The 12,639-nt window shown below is 57.2% G+C and carries 12 protein-coding genes and 1 pseudogene; 8 read left to right on the top strand and 5 right to left on the bottom strand.

All coding sequences use genetic code 11. From position 1 onward, the window contains the following. Positions 1 to 2: 2 nt before the first annotated feature. The 5 genes and pseudogenes from ABOC21_RS27795 to csrD all read right to left on the bottom strand — a co-directional run bounded on the left by ABOC21_RS27795 (position 3) and on the right by csrD (position 5,431). Positions 3 to 584, bottom strand: coding sequence for a Maf family protein (locus tag ABOC21_RS27795; RefSeq protein ID WP_426813997.1), 582 nt, complete (start codon positions 582 to 584; stop codon positions 3 to 5). 7 nt (positions 585 to 591) lie between these two features. Further along, complete coding sequence (gene mreD / locus ABOC21_RS27790) at positions 592 to 1,080, bottom strand: rod shape-determining protein MreD (protein WP_041147459.1); 489 nt, start codon at positions 1,078 to 1,080, stop codon at positions 592 to 594. Further along, positions 1,080 to 2,072, bottom strand: coding sequence for a rod shape-determining protein MreC (gene mreC, locus ABOC21_RS27785; RefSeq protein ID WP_041147460.1), 993 nt, complete (start codon positions 2,070 to 2,072; stop codon positions 1,080 to 1,082). The genes mreD and mreC overlap by 1 nt, the downstream gene beginning before the upstream one ends. Positions 2,073 to 2,141: 69 nt before the next feature. Next, complete coding sequence (gene mreB, locus ABOC21_RS27780; protein ID WP_002918653.1) at positions 2,142 to 3,185, bottom strand: rod shape-determining protein MreB; 1,044 nt, start codon at positions 3,183 to 3,185, stop codon at positions 2,142 to 2,144. A gap of 304 nt (positions 3,186 to 3,489) precedes the next feature. Next, a pseudogene (gene csrD / locus ABOC21_RS27775) lies at positions 3,490 to 5,431 on the bottom strand (RNase E specificity factor CsrD). 219 nt (positions 5,432 to 5,650) lie between these two features. On the opposite strand from csrD, the gene ABOC21_RS27770 reads away from it, so the two are divergent. From ABOC21_RS27770 to panF, 8 genes are all read left to right on the top strand, one after another. Then, entirely contained in the window at positions 5,651 to 6,625 is a 975-nt protein-coding gene (locus tag ABOC21_RS27770) for an acrylyl-CoA reductase (NADPH) (protein ID WP_426813996.1), read from the top strand. 77 nt (positions 6,626 to 6,702) lie between these two features. Then, positions 6,703 to 7,704 (top strand): protein-methionine-sulfoxide reductase catalytic subunit MsrP, encoded by a 1,002-nt coding sequence (msrP, locus tag ABOC21_RS27765; protein ID WP_426813995.1) that lies wholly within the window; start codon positions 6,703 to 6,705, stop codon positions 7,702 to 7,704. Beyond that, on the top strand, positions 7,704 to 8,303 hold the full coding sequence (gene msrQ, locus ABOC21_RS27760) for a protein-methionine-sulfoxide reductase heme-binding subunit MsrQ (protein ID WP_426813994.1): 600 nt from the start codon (positions 7,704 to 7,706) through the stop codon (positions 8,301 to 8,303). Before msrP ends, msrQ begins: the two co-directional genes overlap by 1 nt. Before the next feature lie 234 nt (positions 8,304 to 8,537). Beyond that, positions 8,538 to 8,990 (top strand): type II 3-dehydroquinate dehydratase, encoded by a 453-nt coding sequence (gene aroQ / locus ABOC21_RS27755; protein ID WP_426813993.1) that lies wholly within the window; start codon positions 8,538 to 8,540, stop codon positions 8,988 to 8,990. Between the two features lie 22 nt (positions 8,991 to 9,012). After that, on the top strand, positions 9,013 to 9,477 hold the full coding sequence (gene accB / locus ABOC21_RS27750) for an acetyl-CoA carboxylase biotin carboxyl carrier protein (protein WP_426813992.1): 465 nt from the start codon (positions 9,013 to 9,015) through the stop codon (positions 9,475 to 9,477). A 10-nt stretch (positions 9,478 to 9,487) separates the two neighbouring features. After that, positions 9,488 to 10,837, top strand: coding sequence for an acetyl-CoA carboxylase biotin carboxylase subunit (gene accC, locus ABOC21_RS27745; RefSeq protein WP_426813991.1), 1,350 nt, complete (start codon positions 9,488 to 9,490; stop codon positions 10,835 to 10,837). 110 nt (positions 10,838 to 10,947) lie between these two features. Continuing rightward, complete coding sequence (locus tag ABOC21_RS27740; RefSeq protein WP_426813990.1) at positions 10,948 to 11,190, top strand: YhdT family protein; 243 nt, start codon at positions 10,948 to 10,950, stop codon at positions 11,188 to 11,190. Then, the gene (gene panF / locus ABOC21_RS27735; protein WP_426813989.1) at positions 11,180 to 12,631 is read left to right on the top strand and encodes a sodium/pantothenate symporter; all 1,452 of its coding nucleotides are present in this window, start codon (positions 11,180 to 11,182) and stop codon (positions 12,629 to 12,631) included. Before ABOC21_RS27740 ends, panF begins: the two co-directional genes overlap by 11 nt. The last annotated feature ends 8 nt before the right edge of the window (positions 12,632 to 12,639 follow it).

The following is a 12,639-nucleotide window of genomic DNA, read 5'->3' as shown; positions in this document are numbered from 1 at the left end:
CTTTATCCCTTTTCTTCACGCAGTGAGTTAAAGTTACTCAGCAACTCATACGTTTCTACCAGCGGTAAGCCGACTACGGCGTGATAGCTGCCATTAATCTTCCTGACGAAGCAGCCACCCAGCCCTTGAATACCGTATGCACCTGCTTTATCTAAAGGTTCGCCGCTGGCGACGTAGCCGGCGATATCCTGCTCGCTCAGCAGGCGGAAGGTCACCTCTGTAACCACCAGACAATCCAGCGCCTGCCGTTTATCCGCCAGGGCAACCGCCGTCATCACCTGATGCGTTTTCCCGGAAAGCAGACGCAGCATCTCTGCGGCGTGCCCGGCATCGCGCGGCTTTTCCAGCACTTCGCCGTTAAGGATGACAATAGTATCTGCTCCCAGCACCGGCAGATCGCGCGACGCCAGCGCCACGCCTGCCTGCGCTTTTTCGCGCGCCAGGCGAGTCACGTAATGCTGAGCGCTCTCCTGCGGCTGGCGTTGCTCCTCAATACCGGGAACCACGCGCTCGAAAGAGAGCCCCATCTGAGTCAACAGCTCCTGTCGACGTGGAGAACCTGAAGCAAGATACAGAGTTGTCATATCAACCTTATTGCACCGCAAATTGCTGACGCACTTTACGCATTAGCAGGAATAGCCATGGCCAGAGCACACCGTTTACTACACTACTCCAGAACACTTCCGGACGGAAAGAGACGTTGATCACTAAAAACTCTGCCCAGAAAACAACGATGTCCACCGCAAGTGAGAGCATCATCACCACCAGCGCCTGCTGCCAGAGCGCCAGATTACGGAACAGCTGATATTTCAAAGCGACCAGATAAGCGATGATACTTAACGATAGCGCGCGAACGCCCAGCGTCGAGCCGCTGATGAGATCGAGAACGGCGCCCATCACGAAGCCCGTGCCGACGTTCACCCGATGCGGCAGCGCGAGGATCCAGTACAGCAGGATCAGCAGAACCCAGTTTGGCCGGAAGACGCTAATGTCCGCCGGCCAGGGCATGATCTGTAGCAAGAGTGCAATAAGAAACGAGAGCCAGATAACCCAGCGTCCCTGGCTACGGTAGCTTGCCACTATTGCCCCCCTGCAGGCAGAGGTTTCGCGGGTGGCGTCAGGCCGGTAGCAGGGGCCGGCATTTGTGGCCCGACGGAATCCGGCGCGGGCAGAACCTGCGGCATCATCTGCATCAGGCGTTCATTCGCTACGCGATGGACCTCTTCCGGAGTCATCGGGTTGGAGCCGTTACGATCGGCCCCCCACAGCAGCAGCAGATAGCGCAGGCGCTGCAGACCCGCGGTCGGACGAGCCTGAATAACGGTATACGCGCGCTGCGTATCCAGCTTGACCGAAGAGACCACGCCCACCGGATACCCTTCCGGGAAACGGCCGCCAAGGCCTGAGGTCACCAGCACGTCGCCGACGCGAATATCGGTATTCGCCGGCAGGTGCTCCAGCTGCAGATCGTCCGTACAGCCATTGCCGGCGGCAATCACGCGGATATCGTTGCGCAGCACCTGGATCGGCAGCGCATGGGTAGCGTCACAGATAAGCAGCACGCGGCTGGTCATCTTCGCGACGGCAACCACCTGACCGACAACGCCCTTATCGCTGATAACCGGCTGGCCTTCGTAAACGCCGCTGACGCTGCCTTTATCGATAACCACCTGATCGCTATAGGGATCGTTAACCGTCGAGATGACCTGGGTCACCATTTTTTGCTCATCCTGACGCAGCGGGGAGCCCAGCAGTTCACGCAGGCGCGCGTTCTCCTGCTTGTACTGGCCCAGCATCAGCAGGTCGCTATTCTTCAGCAACAGTTCCTGACGCAGCGCGCGGTTTTCCAGTTCGAGCTGATCGCGGGTGGCCAGCGTTTGCGATACGCTATCCAGCAATTCCCGGGGACCATTAGAAATAAAGTAGAAAGGACTGACGGCTGTATCCATGTACGTTCTAATCTGGCTGAACGTACCGAGGCGGCTGTCGGCGATAATCACGCCAAGCGCCACCAAAACCGCCAGAATAAGGCGAATCTGTAGCGACGGGCCACGGCTAAAAATTGGCTTCATAGGCTATGCGTATTCTCGTGTCAGTTAAGACCAGGGGCAGCCCTTGAGCCACCCCGGACCTTCGGCTGACTACTCTTCGCTAAACAAGTCGCCGCCGTGCATATCGATCATTTCCAGCGCTTTACCGCCGCCACGCGCGACGCAAGTCAGTGGATCTTCTGCAACTACGACAGGGATCCCTGTCTCTTCCATCAGCAGGCGGTCGAGGTTACGCAGCAGCGCGCCGCCGCCGGTCAGGACCATACCGCGCTCGGAGATATCAGAAGCCAGCTCTGGCGGGCACTGCTCGAGGGCAACCATCACCGCGCTAACGATGCCGGTCAGCGGTTCCTGCAGCGCTTCGAGAATTTCGTTCGAGTTCAGGGTGAAGCCGCGTGGAACGCCTTCAGCCAGGTTACGACCGCGCACTTCGATTTCACGCACTTCATCGCCCGGATAAGCGGAGCCGATTTCATGCTTGATGCGTTCTGCGGTTGCTTCACCGATCAGGGAGCCGTAGTTACGACGCACGTAATTAATCACGGCTTCATCGAAACGGTCACCGCCGATACGCACGGAAGAGGAGTAAACCACGCCGTTCAGGGAGATAACCGCTACTTCCGTGGTACCGCCGCCGATATCCACCACCATCGAACCGGTTGCTTCAGAAACCGGCAGGCCGGCGCCGATCGCGGCCGCCATCGGCTCTTCGATCAGGAAGACTTCACGGGCGCCAGCGCCCTGCGCGGATTCGCGGATTGCGCGGCGCTCAACCTGGGTCGCACCAACCGGTACGCACACCAGAACGCGCGGGCTCGGACGCATGAAGCTGTTGCTATGCACCTGTTTGATGAAGTGTTGCAGCATTTTTTCGGTAACAAAGAAGTCGGCGATAACGCCGTCTTTCATCGGGCGAATCGCCGCGATGTTGCCCGGCGTACGCCCGAGCATCTGCTTCGCTTCATGACCGACAGCGGCGACGCTTTTCGGCGATCCGGCACGATCCTGACGAATGGCCACAACGGAAGGCTCATTCAATACGATGCCTTGTCCTTTTACATAGATAAGGGTATTCGCGGTACCCAGGTCAATGGACAGGTCATTGGAAAACATGCCACGAAATTTTTTTAACATACTAAGGGATAATCCTGAAAGCTGGGGCGGAAAACAAAATCCGCTTACTTTACCAACCACACGCAGCAGCGACAAGGCGCAAAAATCATCTGCTACGGTGAAAATTAGTGCAGTTCATTTCCTTCGTTACAAATTTTCCAGCTTCGTTCGTTGCTGAAATCTTCAGCAGCTCTCCGCGCTTCAATTTGCAACCTGTCAAAGGTCATTTACTGGCATTTACGTTGCGATAATCCGGCAGGTAGACAAGCACACCCCCTTCACTATGGCGCGCGTTATTCTACGTGAAATCACGCTAAACGGCAGATCAAACCGAGTATCTTTGCGAATATTTTTTCACATTTGTGTCAAGTGGCTGTGAGGCAGCAAAAAATTCCCCCTGACCACCGGTAACGCCGCATTGAGACAGGACCTGCCACTCGCTTCGGCTGCGTACTCCGGTTGCAAAAACCTGGACCGGCATCCCCTTGCAGGCCTCCACCAGGCTCTGAACCAGCAGTCTGGTTCTCACTGCGTTTTTCAATATTACGCGACAGCCCCGGGTGTAGCTTGATGACTTCGACGTCCAGCTGCTTGATCCAGCTGGTGCCAACCAGCGTTAAGCCGGCCTGAACCACGGCGACTCGGATACCTAAAGCGTTAACCAGCCGCATAACAGGCTGCAGGCGGCCGATATATTGACAAACATCTGCCTCTGCAAGTTCAAAAATAATGCGCTGACGCTGCGATTTTTCACACTGCATCAAAGTATCGCGCAGCCAGCGCTGGAATCGGGGGCGGATCAGCGACTCCACCGTCACCTGTAAAGCGAGGTTTTCGTCCGGCCAGAAGCCTAAAAACGGCAGCAGCCGGGTGATCTGCAGGCGGTCATACTCTTCCGCCAGGCCAAACTGCTGCACCATCGGCATATATTCCGCCGCAATCACCTCTTCCGTGCCGTCGTACAGGCGGGACATCAGCTCACGGTGATGGACACGGCCGTCGCGATTCACCGCGGGCTTCAGATAGAGCCGTGGCCCGCCGCGGCTGAGCATCTGTTCAATCAGGGTACGCCAGCGCACGTTGCCGCGCCCTTTCTCCGGCAGCGAATCGTCATACACCGCCCAGCTATTGCTCCCCTGCAGAACCGCGTTGCGCGTTGCGGCTTCCGCGCGCTCCATCACCTGAGCCGTCGTCTGCCCGCTGCGGAATGCGCAAATACCGATATGCATCATGTCATCGCGGTCAAGGATGCGCGTGGGCGGCAGCGCGTCCATCGCCTTCAGCAGCAGCCCGGCGATGCTATCCGCCTCTTTCAGGGTGCGGTGCGGCAGCAGGACGGCAAAATCGCTGCGGTGATAGCGCGCCAGCAGCGCGCCGGGATAGCGCATAATAAAAGTAGAAAGCAGATTGATAAGCGTGAAGTAGTGCTCCTCCGCGGCGGCGCGCCCCCAGTTATCGCGCAGCAAATCGAACTCCGGCAGGCGGATCATCATCACAATGCCGTACGAGCCGACCTTTTCCTGATCTTCCAGCAGCGTGGCGAGTTGGTTATCGAAAAACAGGCGGTTATTGAGCCCAGTTTTGGTGTCCTGAGCGGCATAGGAGCGAATAAGCGTATCCATACGGCTTCGCTGATCGCTGGCAAACTGCAGTTCGGATAGCAGCATATCCAGCGCGCTGCTGGTGCTTACCGGCCACTCGTGCACCGATCCCCGCACCTGAGGCCCGCGTTCGCCGTGAAGGATCCTCGTCGCCCGCAGCTCCAGCAGCTCCTGTCCTGACAGCTGACGACGGATCCAGCGAACGGAAAAAAAGATCATCAGCACCATAAAGCCAATGGCGACGGAGAGCGGTCCGGTAATGTGCAGCGAGCGGAAGTAATTGGCCATCGGATCGAGATAGACCAGATGCAGCGTGATGCCGGGGTGCTTCAGCGACGGAATCGTAATTTCCCGATACTGGTTATTACTGCCCAGCGGGCGGTAGCTGTCGCTACGCGTGTGGCTGTATACCGGTTTGCCGTTAAGGAGAAAATCAACCCGCACAACTTCTACCGGCGTCATCAGCTCATCCATCTGCGGATCGAGCCGGGAAAAGGATGAAGAGATCAGGCGGTTATCCAGCACCGTCGCCACGGCCTGGACGCGATTCTCTACTTTTTGCTGAATACCGTTATAAAAACTCAGCGACGCGCCAATTAGCGTGACAAAGATAGTCAGGCTGGTGAGCAGCGTGACAAATGCTGAGAATTTCGTCGTTAATCGCATCCCTGTGTTAACTCCGCGTGTGAATGACTGCCCGACAGATATTCGGACTCCGGTACTGGCGCTTTTCCCAAAGTAAGCACTAACTTTCTAAAGTGCGAGGCATACTATCAAAGCTGACGTATCTGGCAATTTATTGCGTTGTATCGGCGTAATAATGCCGATAGCGAGTATAGTCTGCAGAAAAATTTTTCCAATCTTTGTGCCAATAAGGACCCGCATATGCAGGCTTTAATATTAGAACAGCAGGATGGCAAAACAATCTCTTCGGTGCAAACCATTGACGCCAGCCGGCTGCCTCAGGGCGATGTCACCGTCGATATCCAGTGGTCCAGTCTCAACTATAAAGACGCGCTGGCCATCACCGGTAGCGGAAAAATCATCCGCAACTTTCCGATGATTCCTGGCATCGATTTCGCCGGGGTCGTCCATACCAGCGAAGATCCGCGCTTCCACGCAGGCCAGCAGGTGCTGCTCACCGGCTGGGGCGTGGGCGAAAATCACTGGGGCGGCCTGGCCGAGCAGGCGCGCGTGCAGGGCGACTGGCTGGTGGCGATGCCTGAAGGGCTGGACGGTCGTAAAGCGATGGCGATCGGTACCGCCGGCTTCACCGCCATGCTGTGTGTGATGGCGCTGGAGGATGCCGGCATTCGCCCGCAGGACGGCGAGGTTGTCGTCACCGGCGCCAGCGGCGGCGTCGGCAGCACCGCGGTCGCACTGCTGCATCGTCTGGGCTACCAGGTGGTCGCCGTTTCGGGTCGCGAAAGCACCCATCAATATCTGAAGGCGCTGGGGGCGCAGCGTATCGTTGGGCGCGAGGAGTTTGCCGAAACCCGCCCGCTGGAGAAACAGCAGTGGGCCGGCGCGGTCGATACCGTCGGCGACAAGGTGCTGGCGAAAGTGCTGGCGCAGATGAACTACGGCGGCTGCGTGGCCGCCTGCGGCCTGGCCGGCGGCTTTGCGCTGCCGACGACGGTGATGCCGTTTATTTTGCGTAACGTCCGTCTGCAGGGCGTTGATTCGGTGATGACTCCGCCCGCGCGCCGGGCTGAAGCCTGGCGGCGGCTGGTTCGCGATCTGCCTGAATCCTTCTACGCACAAAGCGCCACGGAAATTACGCTCGCCGAAGCGCCGGCCTTTGCCGGGAAGATTATGGCTAACCAAATCCAGGGCCGGACGCTGGTAAAAATCGCCTAATATGCAATTTTTCGTGACATATTCGCGATAGTTCTCCGTCTCCGTCATGCTTAGGAAAAAGCATGCCGGAGAATGTCATGAAACACAAAAAGCTAACGGAAGCCGACGTCACGGCAGAATCCGTGTTTATGCTACAGCGTCGCCAGGTTCTGAAAACCCTGGGGATTACCGCAACGGCCCTTTCCCTTTCCCCCACGGCAAAAGCCGATCTTCTCGATTGGTTCAAAGGCCACGACCGCCCTCCCGCGCCGGCGGGCAAAGCGCTGACCTTCAACAAACCCGCCGAGTGGCAAAACGCGCTGCCGCTCACGCCGGAGGATAAGGTATCCGGCTACAACAACTTCTATGAGTTCGGTCTGGATAAAGCCGATCCGGCAGCCAACGCCGGCAGTCTGCGAACCGATCCGTGGACGCTGACTATCGGCGGAGAAGTCGCCAAACCGCTGACGCTCGATCATCACGATCTGACCACCCGCTTTCCGCTCGAAGAGCGCATTTACCGGATGCGCTGCGTCGAAGCCTGGTCGATGGTGGTGCCGTGGGTTGGCTTCCCGCTGCATAAGCTGCTGGCGCTGGTTGAGCCCACCAGCAGCGCCCGCTACGTAGCGTTTAAAACCGTCTACGCTCCCGACCAGATGCCGGGGCAAAAAGATCGCTTTATCGGCGGCGGCCTGGCCTATCCTTATGTAGAAGGCCTGCGCCTGGATGAGGCGATGCATCCCCTGACCCTGCTGAGCGTGGGCGTCTACGGCAAGGCGCTGCCGCCGCAAAACGGCGCGCCGATACGGCTGACGGTCCCGTGGAAATATGGTTTTAAAGGGATTAAGTCGATTGTCAGTATCGAACTCACCCGCGATCGGCCGCCGACCACCTGGAATCTGGCGGGACCGGATGAGTACGGCTTTTACGCCAACGTCAATCCGCACGTCGATCATCCGCGCTGGTCGCAGGCAACGGAACGCTTTATCGGTTCCGGGGGCGTACTGGACGTCAAGCGCCAGCCGACGCTGCTGTTCAACGGCTATGCTGACGAAGTGGCATCGCTCTACCGGGGCCTGAATTTGCGGGAGAATTACTAGTGCGTCTGAACGTAAAACAGATTACCTGGCTGAAGGTCATTCTCCACCTGGCCGGATTTCTCCCCTTTCTCTGGCTATTCTGGGCTGCGCAGCAGGGGTACTTCAGCGCCGACCCGGCAAAGGATATTCAACACTTTACCGGTAGGATGGCTCTTAAATTTCTGCTGGCAACCTTGCTTGTCTCGCCGCTGGCGCGCTACGCTAAACAGCCGCTGTTGATTCGTACCCGTCGCCTGCTGGGATTATGGTGTTTTGCCTGGGCGACGCTGCACCTGACCAGCTATACGCTGCTGGAGCTGGGTATTAACAATCTGGCGCTGCTGGGTTCTGAGCTGGTTAGCCGGCCGTATCTGACGCTGGGGTTTATCATCTGGCTTACCCTGCTGGCGCTGGCGGTAACGTCGACTCAGGCGCTACAGCGAAAATTAGGCCGACGCTGGCAAACGTTGCATAACTTCGTCTATCTGGTGGCGATTCTTGCTCCCATCCACTATCTATGGTCAGTGAAGATATTATCCCCGCAGCCGTTGATCTATGCCGGGCTGGCGGTGGTGCTTTTAGCATGGCGTTACAAGAAGTTCCGCCAATGGTGGCGCTAATCCCCGGATATGTGCAGTTTCCCGCAGATCTTTTATCAACCGCGACTCTTTTCACGATAGCGGTTGATAATCTTCCCTGATAAGACCAGTATTTAGCTGCCAAATGCTACGAAATCGTTATAATGTGCGACTTTGGTTTTCCTGGAGGGGTTTTAATGCCCTGAAAAGGTGACAAGCGCGTTTCGAAGGTATATTTTGTTTTTTTACCCGAGAATAGCAGGAGATAGCCGCACAATGGCTGACAAGTTTCGCATTTTGCTTTTGAACGGCCCCAACCTTAACATGCTTGGTACACGTGAGCCCGAGAAGTATGGCACCCTCACGCTTTCTGAAATTGTTAACCGTCTGGGATCGGAAGCCGCGGCTCTGAACGTGGCGCTGGATCACCTGCAATCGAATGCGGAGTACGCGCTAATCGACCGAATTCATCAGGCTAAAGACGCTGTAGACTATATCCTGATTAATCCGGCCGCGTTTACGCACACCAGCGTGGCAATCCGCGACGCGCTGCTTGCGGTGAATATCCCGTTTATCGAGATCCACCTGAGCAACGTGCATGCCCGCGAACCATTCCGTCATCACTCCTATCTGTCGGATATCGCCGCAGGCGTTATCTGTGGATTCGGGGCGGACGGTTATTCATACGCTTTACAGACGGCGGTAAAACGCCTGTCACAATCACACTAAACAAAGAGTACGGAACCCACTCATGGATATTCGTAAGATTAAAAAACTGATCGAGCTGGTCGAAGAGTCTGGCATCAACGAACTGGAAATTTCTGAAGGTGAAGAGTCCGTGCGCATCAGCCGCTCGGCTCCGAACACCGGCTATCCAGTGATGCAGCAGGCTTATGCCGCTCCGATGATGCAGGCGCAGGCACCCGTTGCCGCAGCACCGGTAGCCGCGCAGGCAGAAGCCCCGGCGAAAGCGGAAATCAGTGGTCACATCGTACGTTCCCCGATGGTTGGTACTTTCTACCGCACCCCGAGCCCGGACGCGAAAGCGTTTGTGGAAATCGGCCAGAAAGTCAACGTGGGCGACACTCTGTGCATCGTCGAAGCAATGAAAATGATGAACCAGATCGAAGCCGACAAAGCCGGCGTGGTGAAAGCCATTCTGATCGAAAGCGGCCAACCGGTAGAATTTGACGAGCCGCTGGTAGTCATCGAGTAACGAGGCGAACATGCTGGATAAAATTGTTATCGCCAACCGTGGCGAGATTGCACTGCGTATCCTGCGTGCCTGTAAAGAACTGGGCATCAAGACCGTCGCTGTGCACTCCACTGCGGATCGCGATTTAAAACACGTACTGTTAGCGGATGAGACGGTCTGTATTGGCCCGGCTCCGTCCGTAAAAAGCTATCTGAATATCCCGGCGATCATCAGCGCGGCGGAAATTACCGGCGCGGTGGCCATCCATCCGGGTTATGGCTTCCTGTCCGAAAACGCCAACTTTGCTGAGCAGGTTGAACGTTCCGGCTTCATCTTCATCGGCCCGAAAGCCGACACCATTCGCCTGATGGGCGATAAAGTGTCGGCGATCACCGCCATGAAGAAAGCCGGCGTGCCGACCGTTCCTGGTTCCGATGGCCCGCTGGGCGACGACATGGAAGCTAACCGCGCCCATGCGAAGCGCATCGGCTATCCGGTTATCATCAAGGCCTCCGGCGGCGGCGGCGGTCGCGGCATGCGCGTTGTGCGCAGCGACGCCGAGCTGGCGCAGTCCATCTCCATGACCAAAGCTGAAGCGAAAGCCGCTTTCAGCAACGACATGGTGTATATGGAGAAATACCTGGAAAATCCTCGTCATATCGAGATCCAGGTGCTGGCTGACGGCCAGGGTAACGCGATCTATCTGGCCGAGCGCGACTGCTCCATGCAGCGCCGTCACCAGAAAGTTGTCGAAGAAGCGCCGGCGCCGGGCATTACTCCGGAACTGCGTCGCTACATCGGCGAGCGCTGCTCCAAGGCCTGCGTTGATATCGGCTATCGCGGAGCGGGTACCTTCGAGTTCCTGTTCGAAAACGGCGAGTTCTACTTCATTGAAATGAACACCCGTATTCAGGTTGAACACCCGGTAACAGAAATGATCACCGGCGTGGACCTGATTAAAGAGCAGCTGCGGATTGCCGCAGGTCAGCCGCTATCCATCAAGCAGGAAGAAGTTCAGGTCCGCGGCCATGCGGTTGAATGCCGTATTAACGCCGAAGACCCGAATACCTTCCTGCCGAGCCCGGGTAAAATTACCCGCTTCCACGCGCCGGGCGGTTTCGGCGTGCGCTGGGAGTCTCATATCTACGCCGGCTATACCGTGCCGCCGTACTATGACTCAATGATCGGCAAGCTTATCTGCTACGGCGAAAACCGTGATGTGGCGATTTCACGCATGAAAAATGCGCTGCAGGAGCTGATCATCGACGGCATCAAAACTAACGTCGATCTGCAGATTCGCATCATGAACGACGAGCACTTCCAGCACGGTGGGACCAATATCCACTATCTGGAGAAAAAGCTCGGTATGCAGGAAAAATAATCCTGTATCGCAGCAAAAGGCCGGATAATCCGGCCTTTTTTCTTTTTCTCTCCTCTCCTCTTTTCCATGCGGTACAATCCCCGCTTTCTTCATCCTCCTGGGACTAAAAAATGGACAATCGTTTTGTTCAGGCCCACAAAGAAGCGCGCTGGGCGCTGTGGCTGACCCTTCTCTATCTTGCCGCCTGGCTGGCTGCGGCCTATCTCCCGGACAGCGCAATCGGCATCACCGGGCTGCCGCACTGGTTCGAAATGGCCTGCCTGCTGGTGCCGCTGGTATTTATCCTGCTGTGCTGGGCGATGGTGCGTTTCATATTCCGCGATATTCCGCTGGAGGATCGCGATGCAGCTTGAAATCGTCGTCATCCTGATTGCCTATCTGTTCGTGGTCTTCGGCCTGTCGCTTTACGCCATGCGCAAACGCAGCAGCGGCAGCTTTCTCAGCGAATATTTCCTCGGCAGCCGCTCCATGGGGGGCTTCGTGCTGGCCATGACGCTCACCGCCACCTACATCAGCGCCAGTTCGTTTATCGGCGGGCCTGGGGCCGCCTACAAGTACGGGCTCGGCTGGGTGCTGCTGGCGATGATCCAGGTGCCGACGATCTGGCTTTCGCTGGGGATCCTCGGCAAGAAGTTCGCCATTCTGGCGCGACGCTACAACGCCATCACCCTCAACGACATGCTGCAGGCTCGCTACCAAAGCCGCGCCGTCGTCTGGATCGCCAGCATAAGCCTGCTGGTTGCCTTCGTTGGGGCGATCGCCGTGCAGTTTATCGGCGGCGCGCGCCTGCTGGAGACCGCGGCTGGGATTAAATATGAACACGGCCTGCTGATCTTCGGCATCACTATCGCCCTGTACACCGCGTTCGGCGGCTTTCGCGCCAGCGTGCTCAATGACACCATGCAGGGCCTGGTGATGCTGATTGGCACTATCGTGCTGCTGGTAGGGGTTGTCCACGCTGCGGGCGGTCTGCATCACGCCGTTGATACCTTACAAAAGATCGATCCGCAGCTGGTATCGCCGCACGGCGTCGACGGTATCCTTACCCCGACCTTTATGACCTCATTTTGGGTACTGGTGTGCTTCGGCGTGATCGGCCTGCCGCATACCGCCGTACGCTGCATTTCCTATAAAGACAGCAAAGCCGTTCACCGCGGGATCATCATTGGTACCGTGGTCATCGCTCTACTGATGTTTGGTATGCACCTCGCCGGCGCCCTGGGCCGCGCGGTGCTGCCGCATCTCACCGTTCCCGATCGGGTGATCCCAACTCTGATGGTCCAGGTGCTGCCGCCGTGGGCCGCGGGCCTGTTTTTGGCGGCGCCGATGGCGGCGATTATGTCGAACGTTAACGCCCATTTATTGCAGGCATCGGCTACGATCGTTAAGGATCTTTGGCTCAGCGCCCGGCCTGCCAAAAGGCATAATGAGCAAAAGCTGAAAAGGATCTCCACCGCCACCACCCTGGTTATCGGGATCCTGATGATGCTGGCAGCCTGGCGGCCGCCGGAGATGATCATCTGGCTCAACCTGCTGGCCTTCGGCGGCCTGGAAGCGGTGTTCTTATGGCCGCTGGTTATGGGCCTGTACTGGGAGCGCGCCAACGCGACCGGCGCCCTCAGCGCCATGATCGTTGGCGGCGTGCTTTACGCCGTGCTGGCGACATTCAATATTCAGTACCTGGGCTTTCATCCGATTGTGCCCTCGCTGCTGTTAAGCTTGCTGGCTTTTGTGATTGGCAACCGTTTCGGTCAGCCCATTCCACCAGCCCCTATTATGACTACTGATAAATAAAGAGTTTG

The organism is Klebsiella sp. WOUb02, assembly GCF_050058015.1.
Classification (GTDB): domain Bacteria; phylum Pseudomonadota; class Gammaproteobacteria; order Enterobacterales; family Enterobacteriaceae; genus Klebsiella.
This window is presented reverse-complemented; position numbering and strand designations above follow the sequence as displayed.

Excerpts from the sequence above, each read along its gene's own strand:
- accB (WP_426813992.1), top strand. The coding sequence starts at position 9,013 with ATGGATATTCGTAAGATTAAAAAACTGATCGAGCTGGTCGAAGAGTCT.
- mreB (WP_002918653.1), bottom strand. The coding sequence starts at position 3,185 with ATGTTAAAAAAATTTCGTGGCATGTTTTCCAATGACCTGTCCATTGAC.
- ABOC21_RS27770 (WP_426813996.1), top strand. The coding sequence starts at position 5,651 with ATGCAGGCTTTAATATTAGAACAGCAGGATGGCAAAACAATCTCTTCG.
- msrP (WP_426813995.1), top strand. The coding sequence starts at position 6,703 with ATGAAACACAAAAAGCTAACGGAAGCCGACGTCACGGCAGAATCCGTG.
- aroQ (WP_426813993.1), top strand. The coding sequence starts at position 8,538 with ATGGCTGACAAGTTTCGCATTTTGCTTTTGAACGGCCCCAACCTTAAC.
- panF (WP_426813989.1), top strand. The coding sequence starts at position 11,180 with ATGCAGCTTGAAATCGTCGTCATCCTGATTGCCTATCTGTTCGTGGTC.
- ABOC21_RS27740 (WP_426813990.1), top strand. The coding sequence starts at position 10,948 with ATGGACAATCGTTTTGTTCAGGCCCACAAAGAAGCGCGCTGGGCGCTG.
- mreC (WP_041147460.1), bottom strand. The coding sequence starts at position 2,072 with ATGAAGCCAATTTTTAGCCGTGGCCCGTCGCTACAGATTCGCCTTATT.
- ABOC21_RS27795 (WP_426813997.1), bottom strand. The coding sequence starts at position 584 with ATGACAACTCTGTATCTTGCTTCAGGTTCTCCACGTCGACAGGAGCTG.
- accC (WP_426813991.1), top strand. The coding sequence starts at position 9,488 with ATGCTGGATAAAATTGTTATCGCCAACCGTGGCGAGATTGCACTGCGT.